Genomic DNA, 22,941 nt, shown 5'->3' with positions numbered 1-22,941 from the left:
GGCAGCCATGAACCAGCACGTCATGTCAAACCTCAACATGCCAAGGCTCAATCGCCGCGCCTTCGTGATCGGCACGGCCACCGCCGGTGCCGGTCTCGCGCTCGGCCTCGACCTTCCCTTCGGCGGGCCTTCCGCGGTGCGCGCCGCCGACGGCTCGCCCGAAGTCAACGCCTGGGTCGTGATCCAACCCGACGACACGGTGGTGATCCGCATTGCCCGCTCCGAGATGGGCCAGGGCACACTCACCGGCCTCGCCCAGCTTGTCGCCGAGGAGCTGGATTGCGACTGGTCGAAGGTCACGACCGAATATCCGACGCCCGGCCAAAGCGTCGCACGCAAGCGCGCCTGGGGCGATTTCTCCACCGGCGGCAGCCGCGGCATCCGCTCCTCGCAGGACTATGTCCGCAAGGGCGGCGCCACGGCACGCATGATGCTGATCCAGGCGGCAGCCAACGACTGGAAGGTACCTGCCTCGGAATGCAAGGCGTCCAACAGTGTCATCACGCACACGCCTTCGGGCAGAACGACTACTTACGGCAAGGTCGCGGAAGCGGCCGCCAAGCTCGAACCGCCGGCCGACGTCAAGCTGAAGGATCCGAAGGACTGGACCATCGCGGGCAAAGGCCTGAAGCGGCTCGACACCGTCGACAAGACCACCGGCGCGATGGTCTATGGCATCGACGTCAAGCTGCCGGGCATGCTGAACGCCGCGATCAAGGATTGCCCGGTGTTCGGCGGCAAGGTGAAGAGCTTCGATGAAGCCAAGATCGCCAACATGAAGGGTGTCAAGAAGGTGGTGCGCGTCGGCGACAGCGCGGTCGCTGTCGTTGCCGACACCTGGTGGCACGCCAAGACCGCGCTCGACGCACTGCCGATCGTCTGGGACGAAGGTGACAACGCGAAGGTCTCCAGCGAATCGATCGCGAAATGGCTTGCCGAAGGGTTGGATGACGGCCAGCCGGCCTATGTCGGCAACAAGAATGGCGACGCAAAGGCTGCGATCGCAGGCGCCGCCAAGAAGATCGAAGCGGTCTACAGCTATCCCTACCAGAACCACGCCACGATGGAGCCGATGAACGCCACCGCGCTCTACACGCCTGACAAATGCGAGGTGTGGTGCGGCACCCAGAACGGCGAGGCCGCCTTCGCGGCGGTGCTGGAGGTGTCCGGTTTGCCGGCCGAGAAATGCGACGTGCACAAGCTGATGCTCGGCGGCGGCTTCGGCCGGCGTGGCATGACCGACTATGTCCGCCAGGTGGTCGCGATCGCCAAGCAGATGCCGGGCACGCCGGTCAAGCTGCTGTGGTCGCGCGAAGAGGACATGCAGCACGGCAAGTATCACCCGATCACGCAGTGCAAGCTGACCGGCGCGTTCGATGTCGACAACAACCTGGTCGCGCTGCACTACCGCCTGTCCGGCCAATCGATCCTGTTCTCGGTGCGCCCGGAAGCGCTGCAGAACGGGATGGATCCGGCTGCGTTCCAGGGCGTCGCGCAATCCGGCGAGGCCGCGATCGGCTATTCGGTGCCGAACCTGCTGATCGAACATGCGATGCGCAACCCGCACGTTCCGCCGGGCTTCTGGCGCGGCGTCAACGTCAATCACAACGCGATCTACATGGAATGCTTCATGGACGAACTGGCCCAGGCCGCAGGCCAGGACCCGCTCGAGTTCCGCCGCAAGCTGATGGGGAAACATCCCAAGCATCTCGCCGTGCTCAATGCCGTGGCCGAGAAGATCGGCTGGGGCACGCCGGCGCCGCAGGGCGTGTATCGCGGCATCGCGCAGGTGATGGGTTATGGCAGCTATGTCGCCGGCGCCGCCGAGATCTCGGTGACCGACGGCAGCAAGATCAAGGTGCATCGCATCGTCGCCTCCACCGATCCCGGCTACATCGTCAACCTGGCGCAGGTGGAGCGGCAGATCGCCGGCTCCTTCGTCTACGGCCTGAGCGCGCTGTTCTATGGCGGCTGCACCGTCAAGGACGGCCGCATCGAGCAGACCAACTTCGACACCTACAGCTCGATGCGCATCAACGAAATGCCCAAGGTCGAGGCGGTGATGGTGCCGAGCGGCGGGTTCTGGGGCGGCGTCGGCGAGCCGACCATCGGCGTTGCGGCGCCCGCGGTGCTGAACGCTTATTTCGCGGCGACGGGAAAACGGATCCGCACATTCCCACTCCGCGACCAGAACATCACCTTCGCCTGAGCCACGAGGAGCGGTGGCCCCGACCCGCCGTCGCTCCCTTTTCCGGATTGTCATGATGGCCGTCACGCGTCGTCCGACGCGCAGGGATCTCGTCCGCGGCGCCGCTGTCGCAGCAGCGGCGGCACTGGCGCGTCCGTCATTCACGCAAGCCGCACCGCGCGTCGCCGTAATCGGCGGCGGCTTTGGCGGTGCGGCCTGCGCGCGGGCGCTGCGGCGGTTCGACGCCAGGATTCAAGTCACGCTGATCGAGCCGAACAGGACGTTCACCGCCTGCCCGTTCAGCAACGAGGTGATCGCCGGATTGCGCGAACTTCCCGTGCAGCAATTCACCTACGACAGGATCGCGGCCGATGGCATTGCGGTTGCGGCGCAGGCGGCCACAAAAATCGACGCGCAGGCACGCACGATCGGCCTCTCGGACGGCAGCACGCTGTCCTACGACCGGCTTGTGCTGGCGCCCGGCATCGACATGCGCTTCGACGCCCTGACTGGCTATGACGAGGGGGCGGCCGAGAAGATGCCGCATGCCTGGAAGGCCGGCGAACAGACCTTGCTGTTGCGCAGACAACTCGAAGCCATGGACGACGGCGGCCTTGTCGTGATCGCCATCCCTGCCGCGCCGCTACGCTGCCCGCCTGCACCTTACGAGCGCGCCAGCCTGATCGCGCATTACCTGAAGGCGAGGAAACCGCGCTCGAAGATCCTGGTGCTCGACGCCAGGGACAATTATTCGCAGCAGAAGCTGTTCGAGAATGCCTGGAAGGCGCTCTATCCCGACATGATCGAGCGGATCGCGCTGTCGCAAGGCGGACGAGTGACGTCGGTCAATCCGACAACGAAGGAGATCGTCACCGACTTCGGAAACTACACCGCTGCCGTCGCCAACGTGATCCCACCGCAGAGGGCCGGCCGCATCGCCGAGGTCGCCGGCGCCGCCGACCGCACCGGCTGGTGCCCAATCGATCCAATTACTTTCGCCTCGAAGCTCGTGCCCAATGTTCACGTCATCGGCGACGCCTGTATCGCCGGCGGGATTCCGAAATCGGCCTCGGCCGCAGGCGCGCAAGGCAAGGCGTGCGCGGCCGCAATCGTGCATGCGTTGGCCGGCAAGCCCATCGACACGCCGCGGCTCGATGGCGCCTGCTACAACATCGTGGCGCCGGGCTACGGGTTTTCGTTGAAGGGCATCTATCAGCCGAAGGACGACCAATATGCCGAGACTGACGTGACGACGAGCGCGCTCAACGCGCCGCCTGACGTCCGTCAGCGCGAGGCCGAACAGGCGGCAGACTGGTTCAAGACGCTCACGGTGGACACTTTTGGCTAGGGCCGCGTTGATAGCGCTGTGCGCGGCGATGCTGTTCGCGGTCTCCAGTCAGGCCGGGGCGCAGGCTCTGCGTCATTATACGGTCGTCGGCGACGCCATTCCGGAGCCGTTGACGGGAACCAAAGGCGACGCCGCGCGTGGCCGCGCCCTGATCGTTGACCGCTCCAACACTTGCATCCTCTGCCATAGCGGCCCATTTCCCGAGCAGGCGTTTCAGGGCGACCTCGTGCCGAACCTCGCCGGGAGCGGCAGCCGATGGTCCGAGGGACAATTGCGATTGCGGTTGGTGGACGCTTCGCGGCTCAATGCGGCGACGATCATGCCGTCTTACTATCGCGTGGACGGACTGACGCGCGTCGGCGCCTCGTGGCGCGGCAAGCCGATCCTGTCGGCGGAGCAGATCGAGGATATCGTCACCTATCTGGTGACGTTGCGGAACTAGCACATGATCCGGAAAAGTGGAAACCGGTTTTCCGATAAGATCATGCGCAGACAAAGGACAAGCCCGATGCCGGATTCGGATCAAACCACGCGCCGCACATTCCTGGGCCTCGCCGGCAGCGCCGCGGTGCTCGGAGCGGTTCCGATCGTCACCCTGGCCGAGGCGACGCCCGCCACGCAATCGGCGGCGATCCGCAATGTCGTCGGCGAAGCCAATGTGCGGACCGGCAAGGTCAAGCTCGAGATTCCGCAGCTGGTCGAGAACGGCAACACGGTGCCAATGACAGTCAGCGTCTCAAGCCCGATGACGCCGGATGACTACGTCAAAAGCATCCACATCTTCAACGAGAAGAACCCGCAGCCGAACATCGGCAATTTCTATCTCGGCTCGCGCGCCGGGCGTGCCCAGGTGTCGACGCGTATCCGCCTCGCCGACAGCCAGAAGGTCACGGCCATCGCCCGACTCTCCGACGACACGTTCTGGTCGGCGACTGCCGATGTCGTGGTGACGCTCGCGGCCTGCACCGAGGAGGCGATCTGATGCCGTCCGCCCTGATCAACGTGCCGAAGAAGGCCAAGCGCGGCGACGTGATCGAGATCAAGACACTGATGTCCCACATCATGGAGACCGGTTATCGTCACACCGCGTCCGGCGAGGCGGTGCCGCGCGACATCATCACGAGCTTCACCTGCCGCTACAATGGCGCGGAGATCTTCCGCGCCGACTTCTTTCCGGCGATTGCCGCCAATCCCTTCATCACCTTCTTCACGACGGCGACCGAGAGCGGCAAGCTCGAATTCGAGTGGATCGGCGACAAGGGGTTTTCGGAGACCGCGTCGGCTTCGATCACTGTCGAATGAAGATTGTCGGCTGCATCGCGGTTCTGGCTGTGATCGCGGGCACCGCGCTCGCCACCGAGTTTCCGCCGTCCGAACGCCGGTCCGGTACCAGCTTCATGGGCCCGGACACCAAGGCGATGCAGGACGAGGACACCGACAATCCCGGCATGCTCTGGATACTGGACGGTGAAGCGCTGTGGAAGCGCAAGGCCGGCGCCGCAAACAAGGCGTGCGCCGACTGCCACAATGATGCGCGCGTCAGCATGAAGGGTGTCGCGGCCCATTATCCGGCCTTCGAGAAAGCCCTTGGAAAACCGATCGACCTGGAACAGCGGATCAATCTCTGCCGCAGCAATCACCAGCAGGCGGCGCCGCTCGCCTATGAAAGCCGCGAGTTGCTCGCGATCACGGCCTATATCGCGCAGCAGTCACGCGGCATGCCGATCGAGACCGGCGATGACCCGAAGCTCGCGCCGTTCATCGAACAAGGACACGCGCTGTTCATGCAGCGGCAGGGCCAGCTCAATCTCGGCTGCGCCAACTGTCACAACGACAATTGGGACAAGAAGCTCGCCGGCGCGCCGATCACGCAAGGGCAGCCGACCGGCTATCCGCTCTACCGGCTGGAATGGCAATCGCTCGGATCATTGCAGCGGCGGCTGCGCGCCTGCATCACCGGGATCCGCGCGCAGGCGTATGATTACGGGTCGCCCGAGCTGGTCGCGCTCGAGCTGTACCTGATGACGCGGGCGCGGGGGATGACGATGGAAACGCCGGCGGTCAGGCCGTGATAGTAGGCCTCTACGGTGAGCAATGATTGCGCGTCGCTCTATCCCCGTCATTGCGAGCGTAGCGAAGCAATCCATCTCTCCACCCGGGTGGGGGATGGACTGCTTCGTCGCTATCGCTCCTCGCAATGACGGAGGGCGAGACCGCGCCGCGATCAGCGCTCGGCGAACGCCTTCTCGACCACGAACTGCGCGGGCTCGCCGTGATTGCCTTCGACGAAGCCGCGGCCGCCCAGCAGCGTGCGAGTGTCGGCGACCAGCGCCGGCGAGCCGCAGATCATGACGCGGTCATGGGCGGGATCGAGCGCCGGCAGGCCGATGTCGGTGAACAGCTTGCCCGACGTGATGAGGTCGGTGATGCGGCCGCGATTGCGGAACGGATCGCGCGTCACGGTCGGATAGTAGATCAGCTGCTCGCGCACGAGCTCGCCGATCAGTTCGTCGTTCGGCAGCTTCTCGGTGATCATCTCGCCATAGGCGAGTTCCTTGACGCGGCGGCAACCATGTAGCAGCACGACCTTCTCGAAGCGGTCGTAAGTCTCCGGATCCTTGATCACGCTGAGGAACGGAGCGAGGCCCGTGCCGGTGCCGACCAAGTAGAGGTTGCGGCCGTCCTCGAGGTTGTCGATGACCAGCGTGCCGGTGGCCTTGCGGCTGACGATGATCTCGTCGCCTTCCTTGAGATGCTGGAGGCGCGAGGTGAGCGGGCCGTCCGGCACCTTGATCGAGAAGAACTCCAGCGTGTCTTCGTAGTTCGCGCTGGCGACGCTGTAGGCCCGCAGCAGCGGCTTCTCGCCGACCTTGAGCCCGATCATGGTGAACTCGCCGTTGCGGAAGCGGAACGAGGGATTGCGGGTGGTGGTGAAGGAGAACAGCGTATCGGTCCAGTGGTGAACGCTGAGGACGCTTTCATGATTGAAATTGCTCATCGCGCCAATCCCTGATTTTTTGCTGGAGCGGGAAGGACTTGAACCCTGTTGACCAGCCAGATCGTTTGTATACGATCATTCGTATACAAACGAATAATCTGGCTTGATCGGAAAGTCAAGCCGGGCTCAAATTCACGAGCAATTTCAACAGAAGGAAACCACCCATGGCCCATGACGCGCCCCAGGCCACCGGCCCCAGCAAGCTGGTGATCCGCAATATCGGGCTTTTGCTGTCGGGGGCCCTGGAAAAGCCGATCCTCGATGCCGACACGATCGTCGCCGAGAACGGCAAGATCACCGCGATCGGCCGTCTCAAGGACGTCGATACCGAAGGCACCACCACGATCGTCGATGCCAACGGAACGACGGTGGCTCCCGGCCTGATCGACAGCCACGTTCACCCGGTCGCCGGCGACTGGACGCCGCGGCAGAACCAGATCAACTGGATCGACAGCTATCTGCACGGTGGCGTCACCACCATGATCTCCGCCGGTGAGGTGCACATGCCTGGCCGTCCCCGCGACGTGGTGGGGCTGAAGGCGATGGCGGTGTTCGCGCAGCGCGCGTTCTGGACGCTGCGGCCCGGCGGCGTCAAGGTGCATGCCGGTGCGCCCGTGATCGAATGCGAGATGGTGGAAGACGATTTCAAGGAGATGGCCGCCGCCGGCGTCAAGCTGCTCGGCGAGGTCGGGCTCGGCGGCGTCAAGGACGGCCCGACTGCGCGGAAGATGGTCGGCTGGGCGCGCAAATATGGCATCCAGAGCACGATCCATACCGGCGGTCCCTCGATTCCCGGCTCCGGCCTGATCGACAAGGACGTCGTGCTGGAAGCCGACACCGACGTCGTCGGCCATATCAATGGCGGCCACACGGCGCTGCCCGACGACCAGATCCGCTGCATCTGCGAGGGCTGCAAGCGCGGGCTCGAGCTGGTTCACAACGGCAATGAGCGCTCCGCCCTGTTCACGCTGCGCACCGCGCGCGAGATGGGCGATTTGCATCGCGTCATCCTCGGCACCGATGCGCCGGCCGGCTCCGGCGTGCAGCCGCTCGGCATCCTGCGGATGGTCTCGCTATTGTCCTCGCTCGGCGAGCTGCCCGCCGAACTCGCCTTCTGCCTTGCGACCGGCAACACCGCGCGGATGCGCGAGCTCGATTGCGGCCTGATCGAGGTCGGCCGCGCGGCGGACTTCGTGCTGATGGACAAGGCGCAGCACTCGCCGGGCAAGAACATCCTGGAGAGCGTGCAGCTCGGCGACCTCCCCGGCATCGGCATGACCATCATCGACGGCATCGTCCGCACCCAGCGCAGCCGCAACACGCCACCGGCGGGGAAAGTGCCGGAGATCGTGGCGAAGTAATCGATAGCCCGCAACCGACCCGTCACCCTGCCGGGCCGCCGCCCTTGAGACGGTCGCTTCGCGACCTCCTCAGGGGTGACGGCAACAGCGCGTCAGCGCAGCTTGCCGAGCAGTGCGATCAGCGTCTCGCACTCCTTGGCATCCAGAATTATAGGGTGGGCAAAGCGGAGCGCGCCCACCCTCTTGAGCAAGCCGTTAGATGGTGGGCACGGCGCAGCGCGCTTTTGCCTACCCTGTCCGGATCACCGCAGCCGAACCCTGCTTTCTCCGGACGCCGTGGAGGTGTATTGTCGTCGCCAGCGAACCTAGCCGGCGGAACTCGCAAGAGGCATTCGACGATCCGGATTAGATCTTGCTGCTGCATGCCGCCGCGCCGTGGTCCACACCAGGCAACCAGGAGGCAGCACGATGACGATGAGACCAGATCCCACGTTTCATGCATCGCCGAAGCTTGCGATGGAAGCTCCGGCCGAGAACTTCGCCTACACCCTGCTGCTGAGCCCGGACTTTTCAAAGCCCGACGCACTCGCCGTCATCGACGTCAAGGCGGGCTCCCCGACCTACAGCAAGATCGTACATACCGTGACGATGCCCAACAAGGGCGACGAGTTTCACCACTTCGGCTGGAACGCCTGCTCGTCGGCCCTGTCCCCGCTGGCAGGACACGCCTTCCTCGAGCGCCGCTATCTCATCATCCCCGGCCTGCGATCCTCGCGGGTCTACATCATCGACACCAAGCCGGATCCGACGCAGGCCAGGATCCACAAGATCATTGAACCCGAGGAGGTCTTCAAGAAGACCGGCTACTCGCGGCCGCACACGATTCACTGCGGTCCGGAAGGTATCTATGTCAGCACGCTCGGTGGTGGCGGCAAGGACGGCACCGAAGGGCCGCCCGGCGTCTTCATCATGGACTGCGAGACATTCGACGTGCTCGGACGTTGGGAGATCGATCGCGGCCCCCAAACCAAGCACTATGACTTCTGGTGGAATTTGCCGCGCGATTACATGGTGAGCAGCGAGTGGGCCTTGCCGCCGCAGTTCGAGAACGGAATCGTGCCTGAGGATCTGCTGTCGAACAAATATGGCCATCGGCTGCATTTCTGGGATCTGCGGGCGCGGCGCAATGTCCAGACCATCGACCTCGGCGCCAATCATCAGATGGCGCTGGAGGTGCGCCCCGCCCACGATCCGGTTCGCGAATACGGCTTCGTCGGCGTCGTGGTCGATACCACCAACCTCGAGGGTTCGATCTGGACCTGGTGGCGCGAAGGCGGCAAGTTTCACATCGAGAAGACGGTGACGATCCCGCCCGAGCCCGCGCCGAAGGATCAGTTGCCGCCGCTCCTGCAGGGCTTTGGCGCAGTGCCCCCGCTGGTCACCGACATCGACCTGTCGATGGATGACAAGTTCCTCTATGTCGCCTGCTGGGCCACCGGCGAGATGCGCCAATACGATGTCAGCGATCCCCGCAAGCCGAAGCTCGCCGGATCGGTCCGCATCGGCGGCATCGCCCGCCGTGCGCCACACCCGAACGGACAGGCCTTTGCAGGCGGTCCGCAAATGGTCGAGATCAGCCGCGACGGCAAGCGGGTGTACTGGACCAATTCGCTCTACTCGACATGGGACGACCAGTTCTATCCGCAAGGTATTCCCGGCGCCGAGGTGATGGCGAATGCAAGCCCGGGCGGCGGCCTCGAACTGGCAAAGGACTACTGGGTCAGCTTCCCCGACGGGTATCGGGCGCACCAGATCCGGCTCGACGGCGGCGACTGCTCGACCGACTCGTTCTGCTATCCGTCGGCCTGAATGTGAGTGCTGCCGACTGGACACCGGCTTGGCTGTGGGTGGCTGTCATCGCAAGCGGCCTCTACCATGGGATCAATCCCGGCATGGGGTGGCCGCTCGCCGTTTCGGCTGGATTGATGCAAAGGAGTTCGCGCGCGCTCGCGGCCGCGCTCGGGCCGCTCGCGATCGGTCACCTGCTCGCGATCCTGCTCGTGCTCCTTCCATTCGCGCTGCTGGTCGCCCTTGCCGAATGGCAACGCGCGATCCGGATCGGCGCCAGCCTTCTTGTCATCGCCTTCGGCATCTATCGGCTCGTGGACCGGCGCCACCCGAAGGCTTTAACGCGGATACCACCGACGCAACTGGGGCTTTGGTCCTTCGCGGTGGCCATCGCCCACGGGGCGGCGTTGATGCTGGTGCCGATCTATCTCGGGCTGTGCCAGGGGGCCGATCCCGCCCAAGGCCACGTGGCAGCGAGCGCCCTGATCAATGCCAACCTCACGATGGCCGTGCTGGTCTCCATCGTTCACGCCGGCGCGATGATCGCGGCCGGCGGGTGTGTGGCGTGGCTGGTGTACCGCTATCTTGGCCTCAAGTTCGTATCGCAAAGCTGGTTCAATCTGGATACCGTTTGGGCCGTCAGCCTCATGCTGGTGGGAGCCGTCGCGCTGGCGTTCGGCATCGCGGAATAGCCTGCCTGCCAGGCACGCGCCGGTCAGCGCAACTTGCCGAGCAGCGCGATCAGCGTGTCGCGCTCCCTGGCGTCGAGCGGGGCCAGCGTCTCCTTGGAGATCGCGAGCGCATTCGGCGCGATTTTTTCCGCCAATTGCTGGCCCATCCGCGTCAGGCTGACGAGCAAGCGCCGGCCGTCGTCCGGATCGGGTGAAGTCTCGGTCAGCCCGCGCGCGGTGAGCCGGTCGATCACACCCTTGATGGTTGCAACATCCATCGACGTCAGACGCCCGAGCTGGTTCTGCGAGCACGGCCCGACTTCCGACAGCTTCGACAGCGCCGCCCACTGCGTCGGCGTCAGGTTGATGCCGATGTCGCGCGCGAAGATCATGGCGTGACGCTGCCACACCTGGCGCAGGATGAAGCCGATCTGTTCGTCGAGCACATAGGCCGGCTTGGCCGCCTTCACGCTGCGCTTCTGGGCACTGGTCCTGGCCATCGTCCCGCACCGCCCCCTACAGCGACAAATGCGCGTCGCGGACATCGGGGCGCGCGTCGAGTTCAGCCATGGTGCCGCCGAAGCAGATCCGGCCGCGCTCGATGATATAGGCGCGATCCGATATCAACCGCGCGAAGTGCAAATTTTGCTCGGAGACGATGATGCTGACGCCCTCCTTCTTCATCGCGAGGATCGCATCGACCATCTGCTCGACGATCTTCGGCGACAGCCCTTCGGACGGCTCATCGAGCAGCACCAGCGACGGATTGCCCATCAGGGTGCGCGCAATCGTCAGCATCTGCTGCTCGCCGCCGCTCATGCGTCCGCCGGGCCGCCCGCGCATCTCGCCGAGATTGGGAAACAGCTTGAACAGCTTGTCGCGATCCCATTGCGGTGCGTTGGGCCGCTTCGGCTGGCGACCGACCTCGAGATTTTCCTCGACCGTCAAGTCGGTGAAGATGCGCCGCTCTTCCGGGACATAACCGAGGCCGCCGCGCACGATCGCGTGCGTCGGCTCGCGCGAGACGTCCTTGCCCTCAAACACGATCTGGCCCGTGCGGTTCTCGACCAGGCCGACGACGGAGCGGAAGGTCGTCGACTTCCCGGCGCCGTTGCGCCCGAGCAGCGCGACCACCTCACCCTCGCCGACCTCGAGCGAAATGTCGAACAGGATGTGCGCCGGACCGTAGAAGCTGTTGAGATCCTTGACCGCGAGCTTCATGCCGTCGCTCCCTCGCGATGCCGCGCGTCATAGACCAGGCCCTCGCCGAGATAGATCGCGCGGACCTGGGCATTGCCGCGAACCTCTTCCGGCGAGCCTTCGGCGATCAGGCTGCCGCGGTTGAGCACCAGGATGCGGTCGGCATGCTCGAACACCACGTCCATGTCGTGCTCGGTGAAGAGCACGCCGATCGACTGCTCGCGCGCGATCCGCGCGGTCAGCCGCATCAGCTCGATACGCTCGCGCGGCGCCATGCCGGCGGTCGGCTCGTCCATCAAGAGCAGCTTCGGCTGGTTGGCGAGCGCGATCGCAAGCTCCAGCCGCTTGAGATCGCCATAGGCGAGCTCACCGCAGGGCCGCTCGGCATAGGCGCCCATGCCGACCAGGTCGAGCAGGCGTCCGGCCTCGTCGCGCGCATGGTTCGCAGTCGAGGCCCAGAGATTGAACAATTGGCGTCCATACGACACCAGCGCGACCTGCACGTTCTCGCGCACCGTCATGGTCGGGAACGTCGCGGTGATCTGGAAGGTGCGCCCGACGCCCATCCGCCAGATCACCCGCGGCTTCTTGCCGGTGGTCTCCTCGCCGAGCACGCGGATCCGGCCGGAGTCCGGAATGTTCTGGCCGTTGAGCATATCGAAGCAGGTGCTCTTGCCCGCACCGTTCGGGCCGATCAGCGCCAGAATCTCGCCCGAGCGCAGTTCGAACGAGACGCCGCGCACGGCGTGCACGCCGCCATAGGATTTGGTCAGCCCTTCGACCGACAGCAATGTGGGAACAATGCTCATTCGGCGGTCTCGATGCGCGAGGTGAGAATTGATGACGCCGACGACGAGGATTTGCGGCGGCGACGCATGAACGCCTCCAGCGTGCCGACGATGCCCCTCGGGAAGGCGACGACGATCAGCACCACGAACGCGCCGAGCACGAGCTTGGAGAGATCGGTCTGGCTGACCAGCCAGATGTTCAAGGCCTTATAGACGATCGCGCCGATCACCGCGCCCGACACGGTCTCGACGCCGCCGAGCAGCACCATGACCAGCGCATCGACCGAGAGCGAGATCCCCATATTGTCAGGGAAGACGCTGCCCTTGAGATAGGCGAACAGCGCGCCGGCGAGCCCGGCGACGGTGCCCGCGATCACGAAGGCGGTCCACTGGATGCGCTTGCCGTTGATGCCGATCGCCTCGCTGCGCAGCGGGGAATCACGCGTGGCGCGCAGCGCGAAGCCGAACGGCGAGAACACCATGATGCGGAGGATCACGACCGCGAGCGCGGCGACGCCGAGCGACAGCCAGTAGAAATGCGACGGGCTCGCCGCCCATTTTTCCGGCCAGACCCCGAGGATGCCGTTGTCGCCACCGGTGACCGACACCCACTGGAACGCGATCGACCAGACGATCTGCGCGAACGCCAGCGTCAGCATCGCGAAATAGACGCCTGAGAGCTGTACGGCAAAGAAGCCGAACACGGCGGCACCAAGCAGCCCCAGCAAAGGCCCGAGCAGGAGGCACGCGATCATCGGCAGCCCAGCCATCTTGGCGAGCAACGCCACGCCATAGGCGCCGAGGCCGAAATAGGCCGCGTGACCAAAGGACGCCAGCCCGCCGACCGCCATCAGGAAATGCAGGCTGACCGCGAAGATCACGAAGATCGCGATTTCCGAGCCGACAGTGAGTGCGTAGTTGCCCGCGAAGAACGGCAACGCGGCGGCGATGACCAGCGCCGCGATCGCGGCGAACCGCTCGTTCGCCGTCAGCGGCCGCCACGGATTGACCGATAGCCCGGGCGTGCGCCGCGCCGGCGCCTCCGGCTTGCCGAACAGGCCCCAGGGACGCACGATCAGGACCACCGCCATCACCAGGAACACCAGGATGATGGAGATCTTCGGAAAGATCAGGATGCCGAACGCGTTGAGCTCCGACACCAGCACGGCGGCGACGAAGGCGCCGGTGATGCTGCCGAGGCCGCCGATCACGACCACGACGAACACCTCGACGATGACGCGCAGGTCCATCGCGTGGTTCACCGCATCGCGCGGAATCTGCAACGCGCCACCGAGGGCTGCAAGGAAGACGCCGAGGGCGAACACGCTGGTGAACAGCCATTTCTGATTGACGCCCAGCGCTGCGACCATGTCGCGGTCCTGCGTCGCCGCGCGAACCAGGATGCCCCAGCGGGTGCGCTGGAACAGGAGCCAGAGGACGCCGAGCACGACCGGTCCGAGCACGATCAGGAACAGGTCGTAGCTCGGAACGTTCTGGCCGAAGAAATCGATCGCGCCTCTGAAGCCCGGCGCGCGGCGGCCGACCAGATCATCCGGCCCCCAGATCAGCACCACGAGGTCCTCGACCATCAGCGTCAGTCCGAAGGTCGCGAGCAGCTGGAACAGCTCGGGCGAATGATAGATCCGCCGCAACAGCAGCATTTCCACCAGCACGCCCATCGCCGCGACGATCACCGCTGCCGCGACGATGCCGCCCCAGAAGCCCAGCGCGCCGTCGAGGCGTTCGGTCAGCGTGAAGGCGACATAGGCGCCCATCATGTAGAACGCGCCATGCGCGAAGTTCACGATCCGCGTTACGCCGAAGATGATCGACAGGCCCGAGGCGACCAGGAACAGCGACGCCGCGCTGGCAAGACCGGTCAGGAACTGGACGACGTAAAAGGCCATGGGCGGTCCGCGTTGGAGTTGTTGCGTCGATCGAGATCGCCGCGTGTGGTTTCTTCACCTCGCCCCGCTTGCGGGGAGAGGTCGAATTCAAGCGTGAGCTTGAATTCGGGTGAGGGGGACTCTCCGCATGCTCACTCGCCGAGAAAGCCCCTCACCCCGACCCTCTCCCCGCAAGAGCGGGGCGAGGGAGAAGTCGACTCAATCCTTCGGCCGCATCTTCTCGACTTCAGCGTCGCTTGGCAGATAGTCCGAGCCCTTGCGATAGGCGGTATCGACCATGATGCCCTTACCGTCCTTCAGCGCGGTCTTTCCGGTGAAGGCGCCGAGCGTCGACTGGTGATCGATCTTGCGGAAGGTGATCTCGCCGAACGGCGACGACACCGAGATCCCCTCGGCCGCGGCGATCAGCTTCTCCGGATCGGTCGAGTTGGCCTTCGCGAGGATCGCCGCCGCCGACTTGATGGTCTGGTAGCCGACGATCGAGCCGAGCCGCGGATAATCCTTGTACTTGGCCTGATAGGCCTTCAGGAACGTCTCATGCTCGGGCGTCTTGATCGAGTACCAGGGATAGCCGGTGACGATCCAGCCTTCCGGCGTCTCGTCCTTCAGCGGATCGAGATATTCCGGCTCGCCGGTCAGGAAGCTCACGACCTTGCGATCCTTGAACAAGCCACGGGTGTTGCCCTCGCGCACGAACTTCACGAGATCGGCGCCGAAGGTGACATTGAGGATCGCTTCCGGGTTGGCGGCGGCGACCGCCTGCACGACAGGGCCGGCGTCGATCTTGCCCTGCGGCGGCCACTGCTCGTCGACCCATTGGATGTCGGGCCGCTTCGCGGACATCAGCTTCTTGAACACCGCGACGGCGGACTGGCCATATTCGTAGTTCGGCGCGATCGTCGCCCAGCGCTTGGCGGGCAGCTTCGCCGCCTCCTCCACCAGCATCGCGGCCTGCATGTAGTTGGAGGGCCGCAGGCGGAAGGTGTAGCGGTTGCCCTTCGACCAGGTGATGGCGTCGGTCAGCGGCTCGGCCGCGAGGAAGAACACCTTCTTCTGGTTGGCGAAGTCGCTGACCGCAAGACCGATATTGGACAGGAATGTGCCCGCGATCATCGCCACGTTCTCGCTCGACACCAGCTCGTTCGCAGCGGTCTGCGCATCCGCCGGCTTGCCGCCGTCATCCTTGGAAATGACGACCAGTTTCTTGCCGTTGATCCCGCCCGCTGCATTGATCTCCTCCACCGCGAGCTGCCAGCCCTTGCGGTAGGGCTCGGTGAACGCCGGCAGCAGCGAGTAGCTGTTGATCTCACCGATCTTGATTTCGCTTTGCGCCATGGCGCTGCTCGCCATGGTCGCGACCGCGATGGCCAATCCCGCGCTTACCAAATACCCACGCATCCCATCCTCCAGTTTTTTCTTCAAACAGATTATCGCAATCCGTCTTCGCCCTTGATCTCAGAAACCGTGAGCCCGCCGACGCGCGGCAGCGGCCGTCCGCTGTCGGTCACGGCAACCGCGACCATGATCTCGTTGGCGCGCGGTGCGTCGTTGATCTGCACCTCCATGCCGTCGAAATGGCTGCGCACGAAGGCAGCGTCCTTGTGGCCGAGCGGAATATCCAGCGTCGTGCCCGGACCGGAGCGCTTCTTCGACGAAGGAATCAACGCCGCGCCCTTGGAAAGCACTTTCCGCACCGGCGCGCCCATCTTCGGATGCAAGATCGCAGCCGCATGCTCCAGCTCGCCATTTTCGCCGACGGCGGCGGCCTTTCCGTAGCTATGCGCCTTGGCCCCGTCGATGCCGAGCGCGGCCACTGCCCGCTTCGCGAGCATTTCGCCAAGCTCCTCGCCAATCGCGATCAGCGGCGACAGATCCTCGACATAGCGGCCGGCGAAGGGGTTCTCGATCACGGCGATCGCGGCCGCCCGCCGGGTCGGCGGTGCGATGGTCTTGCCCATCTCCAGATGGGTTTCCTCGACCACGGTGACGATCTTGCGAATGACGGCGCTCATCTTGTCAGCCTCGCTCCCGGTCATGCCTGCAGCATGTTTGCTATCGTTGGTTTTTGAAACGCGTGCGATGCCGGCGCCTCGCCCCCAGTTGCACCGACCAGCCGTGTTTCACCCAGTAGACGCAATGCCGCGCCCTCGATCAATCCCGACATCAGGAGGTCTTGCGCCTGCTTGACGCCTGCCTCCAGCGCCTGCTCGACCTCGGCCTCCGACAATTGTCCGACGTCACGGGTCACAAGCCGCGCACCCAGATCGCTGTCCGGCTGCAGTTCATTGGCAGGAACACGGACAATCGCGGGATGGCCAGGGAGATCGACGGCATTGGCGATCACGGTCGCGGCGGCATCGGCCTGCGACGCGCTTCGCGCCAACACCGTGACGGCGTCGGCAATGCCGAGCGAGAAGCTGCGGCCGTGGCGACCGCTGGTCGCGACACCGCGGACCGGCATGCCGGCATCGATGGTCATGGTGCGCATCACGCCATGACGGTCCGGCCGGTCCATCAGGCCGACGGTGAACTGTTCGCCACCGGTCAGATGCAGCGCGATGTCGCCGCCATTGTTGACATAGGCGCGGTCGAGCGGCGCCGCCCGCAGCATCGCACCGAGGATTTCTTCGGCGACGGAGCCAGCCACCGCCGCCATCGGCGTGATGAAGCAGTCGGCGGCAAACGGCGCGACTGCCGCATGCATGCGCCGCGCAACCACGCCCTTCGGCGCACAATGCCGGAGATCGGCTGCGCTACGCAGCAAGGCGAGCTCGGCACAGAGTTCGTCGAGCAAGCCTGTGAACCGCTGCGCCGCGGCCTGATAGGCGGCGCGGACGTTTGCATCGCCGCCCTTCGCCTCGATGATCAGATCAATGGGACCGTCCTGCAAATGCAGCCGCTTGCCGTCAGGAAGAAGCGCAATTTGCGGGAGCCGGGTCATGCGCGCCGCCCGGGAAGATAAGGCATCGGCCGAACCTCGGCGGTGTCCCTTAAAGAGGACAGCGGCCGGACATAATCCATGTGGCCGCCGAGTGCCGCATAGTCGGACAGTTTCATCGTGAACTCTATCGGCGCCACCAGCGCCGGCGTCGGCACATAGCCGAAGGCGCCGGCCGGCATCTGCGTGACGTCGACCATGAAGGTGATGCCGCCGCCCGGCCAGACGTACACCGGCGCGCCGCCGCTGGTCACCCGCGTCAGCGCGTCCTTCACCGAGCGTGTCAACCGCACCGGGTTATCGGTGACGCCGGCGCGCAGCGATCCGCCCGCGCCGCCCATGAACAGCACGGTGCACAGCGCCGGCTCGCAATTCTCCTGGATGCGCTCGACCGAAAACCGGAGGTCAGCGGGCATCTCGGTCTCGACCGGTCTCAGCGCTTCGTCGAGCACGTAGTAGGAGGCATGCTCGCCCGTGGTCGAGACCATCAGCATGGTCAGTCCGGGCCGCGCCTCCTTCGGGTTGAAGGGCCCGAGGATCGACAGCGGGTCGGAGATATTGGTGCCGCCCCACCCCGTGCCGGGCTCGGCGACCTGGAAGTAGCGGCCAGGCGTCGAACGCCGGCCTTTCATCTTGATGCCGGTGTCGGCGATGTCGAGCAGCTTGCCGGCCTGATGCTCGCTGAGCACGCCGGTGATGTGGTCGTCGACCACCACGACCTCGTCGACCTTGCCGTGCCACTGCTTGGCGAACATGCCGATCGTCGCCGAGCCGCAGCCGACCCGCATGCGCTCCTCGGCCACGCCGTTGACGATCGGTGGCTTGCCGGCCTGCACGACCACCGTGGCGCCGCCGTCGATCGTCAGCTCCACCGCCTTGCAATTGGAGAGGTCCATCAGCGTGTCGCAGGTGACGCGGCCTTCCTTCTTCGAGCCGCCGGTCAGATGATGCACGCCGCCGAGCGAGAGCATCTGCGAGCCATATTCGCTGGTCGTGACGTGCCCGACCGCCTCGCCGTCCGCGCGAACGGCCGCCGTTTCGGGGCCGAGATAGCGGTCGGTGTCGATCTTCACCTTGACGCCGCAATACGAGAAAATGCCCTCGGTCACGACGGTGACCATGTCGACGCCGTCGACCTCCGACGACACGATGAAGGGCGCCGGCTTGTAATCCGGATAGGTGGTTCCCGCGCCGATCGCGGTGACGAAGATATCGGGCTGGCGGACGATCTTGCCGTCCCAGTCGCCGCTCACCTGGAACGGCACCAGCTTGCCGCCATGCGACACGGTGCGCTCCAGCACGACATGCGGATCGACGCGAACCAACGTACCATCTTGGTTGGCATAGCGGTCGCAAGCCCCGGCCGCGCCCGGCTTGATGTAGCACATCACCGGGCAGGCATCGCAGCGGATCTTGTCGCCGGCAGTGACCGTCATTGTGTCAGCCATCGTGACCAAGCCTGGACCTCTGGCGGCGGTCGATCATACTGCGCTTCCGTCCGCCTGCTGATATCGTTCGTATACGAATGATCCTGCGCGTGGGCTCGACACCTGTCAAGCGGCCTTTGCGATCAAAGCCGCCGTTGCCGAATAATAATCCATTTGCCTAGGCGCCCTGTTCATTAAGCGGGCACACGCTGCAGCGCGGCATGCCGCCGCTTGCACGTTTGTATACAAACGTTATCCTCGCCCGCGATCTGAAGCTGACCTTGCTGCGCAAACATGAGGGGAGAACCGGGGCGATGCGCCTGACCGTGAACGGCAGGAATCATGATGTCGACGCTGCTCCCGACACCGCATTGCTCTACGTGCTGCGCAACGATCTCGAACTGAACGGACCGAAATACGGCTGCGGGCTCGGCGAGTGCGGGGCCTGCGCGGTGCTGATCGACGGTGTCGCCGCGCGCGCCTGCGTGATTCCGATCGAAGGCTGCGTGGGCCGCAACATCGTCACGCTCGAAGGCCTCGGCACGCGCGAGCATCCTGATCCCGTGCAGGATGCTTTCATTCGCGAACAGGCCGCGCAATGCGGCTACTGCCTCAACGGCATGATCATCACCACCAAGGCGCTGCTCACGCGCAATCCGCGCCCCTCCGAGCATGAGGTGCGGGAGGCGCTGCGTTACAATCTCTGCCGCTGCGGCGCGCACATCGAGATCATCCGTGCCGCGATGCACGCCGCCGGACATTCGCTCGAGGCGCGCGATTGATGACGGCGCCGAGGTCAACAGAGCAACGCCCGCGCGGCTCGCTGTCGGTCGTTCGTCCCTCGATACCGGACGCGGACGGCGCATTCGAGACCTTCATCACCATCACCGCCGACGGCGCGGTGAACGCATATAACGGTCACGTCGATCTCGGCACCGGCATCCGCACCGCGCTTGGGCAGATCGTCGCCGAAGAGCTCGACGTCTCCTTTGCCCGCGTCGTCGTTGTGCTCGGCGACACCGCCGTGGTTCCGAACCAGGGCGCGACGATCGCGAGCGAGACGATCCAGATCACGGCCATTCCCCTGCGCAAGGCCGCAGCTCAAGCGCGACATTTCCTGGTCTCGCGCGCAGCCGAGCGACTGGAATTGCCGGTCGATGATCTCTCGATCGAAGACGGCCTGATCCGCGGCAAGGACAATCGCAGCGTCAGCTACGGCGAGTTGATTGCGGATGAGACCATCCGGCTTGAGCTGGCAGACGACGTTCCCGTCAAGGCCGTGAGCGCTTATTCCATCGTCGGCAAGTCGGTGCCGCGCGTCGACCTGCCCGCGAAAGCCACCGGCGAATTGGTCTACGTCCACGACGTCCGCTTGCCCGGCATGCTGCACGGGCGCGTTGTCCGTCCGCCCTATGCCGGCGTCGATGCCGGCCCGTTCGTCGGCACCAGCCTGATCGCGGTCGACGAGGCTTCGGTGCGCGACATTCCTGGCATCGTCGCGGTGGTGCGGATCGGCGATTTCGTCGGCGTAGTCGCGGAGCGCGAGGAGAACGCGATCAAGGCGGCGGCTCAGCTCAAGGTGAGCTGGAAGCCGGGACCGGCGCTGACCGATCTCGGCGATGTCGAGAAAGCATTGCGCGCCAATCCGTCGACGCCGCGCCAGTTGATCGACAAGGGCGACGTCGACGCTGCGATCAAGGCGGCCGCCAAGCCGATGCAGCGGACCTATGTCTGGCCCTACCAGATGCACGGCTCGATCGGCCCCTCCTGCGCGGTCGCCGATTGCAGCGATGGCGCGATCCGCGTCTGGTCCGGCACGCAGAACCCGCACATCCTGCGCGGCGATCTCGCGCTGCTGATCGAGCGGCCCGAGGCCGAGATCGACGTGATCAGGATGGAGGCGGCCGGCTGCTACGGCCGCAACTGCGCCGACGACGTCTCCGCCGATGCGCTGCTGCTGTCGCGCGCGGTCGGTCGCCCCGTACGCGTCCAGCTCACCCGCGAGCAGGAGCACGCCTGGGAGCCGAAGGGCACGGCGCAGCTGATGGACGTCAATGGCGGGCTCAACGCCGACGGCAGCGTCGCCGGTTACGACTTTGCCACGCGCTATCCTTCGAACGGCGCGCCGACGCTGGCGCTGCTGCTGACCGGACGGATCGCGCCTGAAGCGGCCGTGTTCGAGATGGGCGACCGCACCGCGATTCCGCCCTACGACTACGAAAATATGCGCGTGGTCGCCAACGACATGCCGCCGATCGTCCGCGCGTCCTGGCTCCGCGGCGTCTCGGCGCTGCCCAACACGTTTGCCCATGAGTCCTATATCGACGAGCTTGCCGCCGAAGCCGAAGTCGATCCGATCGAGTACCGCCTGCGCTATCTGAAAGACAAACGCGCGATCGATCTCGTCAACGCGGTCGCCGAGCGCGCGGGCTGGACGCCGCGCCCGGTTCGCAAGGAGCCGGAGTCCGAAGGCGACATCGTTCGCGGCCGCGGCTTCGCCTATGCGCTCTATGTGCACAGCAAGTTTCCCGGCTACGGCGCGGCATGGTCGGCGTGGATCGCCGACGTTGCCGTCAACAAGGCGACCGGCGATGTCAGCGTGACGCGCGTCGTCGCCGGTCAGGACTCCGGATTGATGATCAATCCGGAAGGCGTGCGGCATCAGATCGAGGGCAACGTCATCCAGTCGACCAGCCGCGCGCTGATGGAGGAAGTCTCCTTTGAGCGCGGCGCGGTGACCGCGCGGGAATGGGGCGCCTACCCGATCATCAAATTCCCCGACGTACCCAAGATCGACGTGCTGATGCTGCCGCGGCAGGATCAGCCGCCGCTCGGCGTCGGCGAGTCAGCTTCCGTGCCGAGCGCCGCTGCGATCGCGAATGCGATCTATGACGCGACCGGGGTGCGCTTCCGCGAGTTGCCGTTCACGCAGGAACGCATCCTGAAGGGATTGCGCGGCGAGCAACCCGGTGATCCTGCTCCGCTCCCTCGGCCCGCGCCAACGACTCCCCTCGACCGATGGCGAAATCCGTTCGCCAAGCGGGGCGGCATCCTTGCCGGCATTGCGGCCGCCTGCGCCGCGGTCATCGGCATCGGCGCGGCCATGCTGCCCTGGCGTGCGATCGCGCCGATCGCCCGGCCCGACGCATCGGTTTATTCGGCGGCGACGATCGGCCGCGGCAAGGAGCTGGCGGCGCTCGGCGCCTGCGCGGTGTGCCACACCTCCGATGGCGGAGTTCTGAACGCCGGCGGTCGGCCTCTGGAGACGCCATTCGGCACGATCTACACCACCAACATCACGCCCGACGTCGACACCGGCATCGGCACCTGGTCCTATCCCGCCTTCGAGCGCGCGATGCGCGAGGGCATCCATCGCGACGGGCGGCACCTCTATCCCGCATTTCCCTACACGCATTTTGCCAGAGCTGATGATGCCGACCTGCAGGCGCTCTACGCCTACCTGATGGCGCAGGCGCCGGTCGGCGCCAAGACACCGAAGAACGAGCTGGCGTTTCCGTTCAACCTGCGTCCGTTGCTTGCCGGATGGAACGCGCTGTTCCATCAGACAGGCCCATTCCGGCCCGATCCCGCAAAGTCCAAGGCGTGGAATCGCGGCGCCTATCTGATCGAGGGGCTCGGCCATTGCAGCGCCTGCCACTCGCCACGCAATGCGCTCGGCGCAGAGCAGCAGGGCGCCTATCTCGCCGGCGGCTTTGCCGAGGGCTGGGAGGCGCCGGCGCTGACCTCACTGTCGAGGGCGCCGATCCCCTGGACCGAGGACGAGCTGTACGCCTATTTGCGCATAGGCGAGTCCCGCTTCCACGGCGTCGCCGCGGGGCCGATGGCACCGGTCGTGAAGGAGCTCGCCGCGCTGCCCGACAGGGACATCCGCGCGATGGCGGTCTACCTTGCCTCATTCAGCGAGAGAGCAACCGATCGGCCGGCCCATGAGGCCCTGGCCGCACGGCTCGAAGCCGCCACCGCGGTGACCACGGCCGCTTCGACCGGCGGGCGGATCTATCAGGGCGCCTGCGCAGTCTGCCACGAGGTCGGCGGACCGCCGCTGTTCGGCAGCCGGCCGTCGCTGGCGCTGAACAGCAATCTGCACAGCGACACGCCGGACAATTTGATCCAGGTGATCCTGCACGGCATCGCCAAGCCGGCGGTCACCGATCTCGGCTATATGCCGGCCTTCAAGGACAGCATGACCGACGGCCAGGTCGCCGAGCTTGTCTCCTTCCTCAGGCGGCAATTCGCCCCGGACAGGCCGGAATGGGCAGATATTGCCAAAACGGTCGGCCGTATCCGCCAGAACATAGCGCGCTGA

General features: G+C 65.4%; 20 protein-coding genes. 11 read left to right on the top strand and 9 right to left on the bottom strand.

From position 1 onward, the window contains the following. The first annotated feature begins 7 nt into the window (after positions 1–7). The 6 genes from MTX19_RS11940 (at position 8) to soxA (ending at position 5,608) form a co-directional block, all read left to right on the top strand. On the top strand, positions 8–2,209 hold the full coding sequence (locus tag MTX19_RS11940; RefSeq protein WP_280983763.1) for a molybdopterin cofactor-binding domain-containing protein: 2,202 nt from the start codon (positions 8–10) through the stop codon (positions 2,207–2,209). A gap of 55 nt (positions 2,210–2,264) precedes the next feature. Continuing rightward, on the top strand, positions 2,265–3,536 hold the full coding sequence (locus tag MTX19_RS11935) for an FCSD flavin-binding domain-containing protein (protein ID WP_280983762.1): 1,272 nt from the start codon (positions 2,265–2,267) through the stop codon (positions 3,534–3,536). A gap of 28 nt (positions 3,537–3,564) precedes the next feature. Continuing rightward, positions 3,565–3,978: a sulfur oxidation c-type cytochrome SoxX gene (gene soxX / locus MTX19_RS11930; protein ID WP_280984766.1), complete on the top strand. Its 414-nt coding sequence runs from the start codon at positions 3,565–3,567 to the stop codon at positions 3,976–3,978. A 66-nt stretch (positions 3,979–4,044) separates the two neighbouring features. Next, positions 4,045–4,518: a SoxY-related AACIE arm protein gene (locus MTX19_RS11925; RefSeq protein ID WP_280983761.1), complete on the top strand. Its 474-nt coding sequence runs from the start codon at positions 4,045–4,047 to the stop codon at positions 4,516–4,518. After that, a complete protein-coding gene (soxZ, locus tag MTX19_RS11920) occupies positions 4,518–4,838 on the top strand; it encodes a thiosulfate oxidation carrier complex protein SoxZ (protein WP_280983760.1) in 321 nt (106 codons plus the stop codon). The genes MTX19_RS11925 and soxZ overlap by 1 nt, the downstream gene beginning before the upstream one ends. Further along, entirely contained in the window at positions 4,835–5,608 is a 774-nt protein-coding gene (gene soxA, locus MTX19_RS11915; RefSeq protein ID WP_280983759.1) for a sulfur oxidation c-type cytochrome SoxA, read from the top strand. Before soxZ ends, soxA begins: the two co-directional genes overlap by 4 nt. 152 nt (positions 5,609–5,760) lie before the next feature. On the opposite strand, the gene MTX19_RS11910 is transcribed toward soxA, so the two are convergent. Further along, a complete protein-coding gene (locus MTX19_RS11910; protein WP_280983758.1) occupies positions 5,761–6,534 on the bottom strand; it encodes a ferredoxin--NADP reductase in 774 nt (257 codons plus the stop codon). Positions 6,535–6,698: 164 nt separating this feature from the next. Here MTX19_RS11910 and MTX19_RS11905 point away from each other — a divergent pair, with 164 nt between their 5' ends. The 3 genes from MTX19_RS11905 (at position 6,699) to MTX19_RS11895 (ending at position 10,375) form a co-directional block, all read left to right on the top strand. After that, positions 6,699–7,895 carry an amidohydrolase family protein gene (locus MTX19_RS11905; protein ID WP_280983757.1) on the top strand — a complete coding sequence of 399 codons (1,197 nt, stop codon included), beginning with the start codon at positions 6,699–6,701 and terminating at the stop codon, positions 7,893–7,895. A gap of 408 nt (positions 7,896–8,303) precedes the next feature. Next, the gene (locus tag MTX19_RS11900; protein ID WP_280983756.1) at positions 8,304–9,704 is read left to right on the top strand and encodes a selenium-binding protein SBP56-related protein; all 1,401 of its coding nucleotides are present in this window, start codon (positions 8,304–8,306) and stop codon (positions 9,702–9,704) included. Positions 9,705–9,706: 2 nt separating this feature from the next. Continuing rightward, the gene (locus MTX19_RS11895) at positions 9,707–10,375 is read left to right on the top strand and encodes a hypothetical protein (protein WP_280983755.1); all 669 of its coding nucleotides are present in this window, start codon (positions 9,707–9,709) and stop codon (positions 10,373–10,375) included. A gap of 23 nt (positions 10,376–10,398) precedes the next feature. Here the strand turns inward: MTX19_RS11895 and MTX19_RS11890 are convergent, their stop codons facing one another. The 8 genes from MTX19_RS11890 to MTX19_RS11855 all read right to left on the bottom strand — a co-directional run bounded on the left by MTX19_RS11890 (position 10,399) and on the right by MTX19_RS11855 (position 18,635). Beyond that, complete coding sequence (locus tag MTX19_RS11890; protein WP_280983754.1) at positions 10,399–10,854, bottom strand: MarR family transcriptional regulator; 456 nt, start codon at positions 10,852–10,854, stop codon at positions 10,399–10,401. A 16-nt stretch (positions 10,855–10,870) separates the two neighbouring features. After that, on the bottom strand, positions 10,871–11,575 hold the full coding sequence (locus tag MTX19_RS11885; protein WP_280983753.1) for an ABC transporter ATP-binding protein: 705 nt from the start codon (positions 11,573–11,575) through the stop codon (positions 10,871–10,873). Beyond that, positions 11,572–12,363 (bottom strand): ABC transporter ATP-binding protein, encoded by a 792-nt coding sequence (locus tag MTX19_RS11880; RefSeq protein ID WP_280983752.1) that lies wholly within the window; start codon positions 12,361–12,363, stop codon positions 11,572–11,574. Before MTX19_RS11880 ends, MTX19_RS11885 begins: the two co-directional genes overlap by 4 nt. Beyond that, on the bottom strand, positions 12,360–14,249 hold the full coding sequence (locus tag MTX19_RS11875; RefSeq protein ID WP_280983751.1) for an ABC transporter permease: 1,890 nt from the start codon (positions 14,247–14,249) through the stop codon (positions 12,360–12,362). Before MTX19_RS11875 ends, MTX19_RS11880 begins: the two co-directional genes overlap by 4 nt. Positions 14,250–14,447: 198 nt before the next feature. Continuing rightward, the gene (locus MTX19_RS11870; protein ID WP_280983750.1) at positions 14,448–15,647 is read right to left on the bottom strand and encodes an ABC transporter substrate-binding protein; all 1,200 of its coding nucleotides are present in this window, start codon (positions 15,645–15,647) and stop codon (positions 14,448–14,450) included. Between the two features lie 29 nt (positions 15,648–15,676). Next, positions 15,677–16,261 (bottom strand): amino acid synthesis family protein, encoded by a 585-nt coding sequence (locus tag MTX19_RS11865; protein ID WP_280983749.1) that lies wholly within the window; start codon positions 16,259–16,261, stop codon positions 15,677–15,679. 20 nt (positions 16,262–16,281) lie between these two features. Further along, on the bottom strand, positions 16,282–17,190 hold the full coding sequence (locus MTX19_RS11860) for a UPF0280 family protein (protein ID WP_280983748.1): 909 nt from the start codon (positions 17,188–17,190) through the stop codon (positions 16,282–16,284). Then, positions 17,187–18,635: a 6-hydroxynicotinate reductase gene (locus MTX19_RS11855; RefSeq protein ID WP_280983747.1), complete on the bottom strand. Its 1,449-nt coding sequence runs from the start codon at positions 18,633–18,635 to the stop codon at positions 17,187–17,189. Before MTX19_RS11855 ends, MTX19_RS11860 begins: the two co-directional genes overlap by 4 nt. A gap of 293 nt (positions 18,636–18,928) precedes the next feature. On the opposite strand from MTX19_RS11855, the gene MTX19_RS11850 reads away from it, so the two are divergent. Together MTX19_RS11850 and MTX19_RS11845 are read left to right on the top strand one after the other, a co-directional pair. Beyond that, positions 18,929–19,396 carry a (2Fe-2S)-binding protein gene (locus MTX19_RS11850; protein WP_280983746.1) on the top strand — a complete coding sequence of 156 codons (468 nt, stop codon included), beginning with the start codon at positions 18,929–18,931 and terminating at the stop codon, positions 19,394–19,396. Next, positions 19,396–22,941, top strand: coding sequence for a molybdopterin cofactor-binding domain-containing protein (locus tag MTX19_RS11845; protein WP_280983745.1), 3,546 nt, complete (start codon positions 19,396–19,398; stop codon positions 22,939–22,941). Before MTX19_RS11850 ends, MTX19_RS11845 begins: the two co-directional genes overlap by 1 nt.

Origin of the sequence: Bradyrhizobium sp. ISRA464 (genome assembly GCF_029910095.1) — a bacterium.
In the GTDB taxonomy this organism is placed as follows: domain Bacteria; phylum Pseudomonadota; class Alphaproteobacteria; order Rhizobiales; family Xanthobacteraceae; genus Bradyrhizobium.
This window is presented reverse-complemented; position numbering and strand designations above follow the sequence as displayed.

Bases quoted from the DNA above. Each gene is read 5' to 3' on its own strand.
- MTX19_RS11850 (WP_280983746.1), top strand. From the start codon at position 18,929: ATGCGCCTGACCGTGAACGGCAGGAATCATGATGTCGACGCTGCTCCC.
- soxZ (WP_280983760.1), top strand. From the start codon at position 4,518: ATGCCGTCCGCCCTGATCAACGTGCCGAAGAAGGCCAAGCGCGGCGAC.
- MTX19_RS11855 (WP_280983747.1), bottom strand. From the start codon at position 18,635: ATGGCTGACACAATGACGGTCACTGCCGGCGACAAGATCCGCTGCGAT.
- MTX19_RS11870 (WP_280983750.1), bottom strand. From the start codon at position 15,647: ATGCGTGGGTATTTGGTAAGCGCGGGATTGGCCATCGCGGTCGCGACC.
- MTX19_RS11860 (WP_280983748.1), bottom strand. From the start codon at position 17,190: ATGACCCGGCTCCCGCAAATTGCGCTTCTTCCTGACGGCAAGCGGCTG.
- MTX19_RS11880 (WP_280983752.1), bottom strand. From the start codon at position 12,363: ATGAGCATTGTTCCCACATTGCTGTCGGTCGAAGGGCTGACCAAATCC.
- MTX19_RS11875 (WP_280983751.1), bottom strand. From the start codon at position 14,249: ATGGCCTTTTACGTCGTCCAGTTCCTGACCGGTCTTGCCAGCGCGGCG.
- MTX19_RS11865 (WP_280983749.1), bottom strand. From the start codon at position 16,261: ATGAGCGCCGTCATTCGCAAGATCGTCACCGTGGTCGAGGAAACCCAT.
- soxA (WP_280983759.1), top strand. From the start codon at position 4,835: ATGAAGATTGTCGGCTGCATCGCGGTTCTGGCTGTGATCGCGGGCACC.
- MTX19_RS11925 (WP_280983761.1), top strand. From the start codon at position 4,045: ATGCCGGATTCGGATCAAACCACGCGCCGCACATTCCTGGGCCTCGCC.
- MTX19_RS11940 (WP_280983763.1), top strand. From the start codon at position 8: ATGAACCAGCACGTCATGTCAAACCTCAACATGCCAAGGCTCAATCGC.
- MTX19_RS11900 (WP_280983756.1), top strand. From the start codon at position 8,304: ATGACGATGAGACCAGATCCCACGTTTCATGCATCGCCGAAGCTTGCG.
- MTX19_RS11885 (WP_280983753.1), bottom strand. From the start codon at position 11,575: ATGAAGCTCGCGGTCAAGGATCTCAACAGCTTCTACGGTCCGGCGCAC.
- MTX19_RS11935 (WP_280983762.1), top strand. From the start codon at position 2,265: ATGGCCGTCACGCGTCGTCCGACGCGCAGGGATCTCGTCCGCGGCGCC.
- MTX19_RS11845 (WP_280983745.1), top strand. From the start codon at position 19,396: ATGACGGCGCCGAGGTCAACAGAGCAACGCCCGCGCGGCTCGCTGTCG.
- MTX19_RS11910 (WP_280983758.1), bottom strand. From the start codon at position 6,534: ATGAGCAATTTCAATCATGAAAGCGTCCTCAGCGTTCACCACTGGACC.
- soxX (WP_280984766.1), top strand. From the start codon at position 3,565: ATGCTGTTCGCGGTCTCCAGTCAGGCCGGGGCGCAGGCTCTGCGTCAT.
- MTX19_RS11890 (WP_280983754.1), bottom strand. From the start codon at position 10,854: ATGGCCAGGACCAGTGCCCAGAAGCGCAGCGTGAAGGCGGCCAAGCCG.
- MTX19_RS11905 (WP_280983757.1), top strand. From the start codon at position 6,699: ATGGCCCATGACGCGCCCCAGGCCACCGGCCCCAGCAAGCTGGTGATC.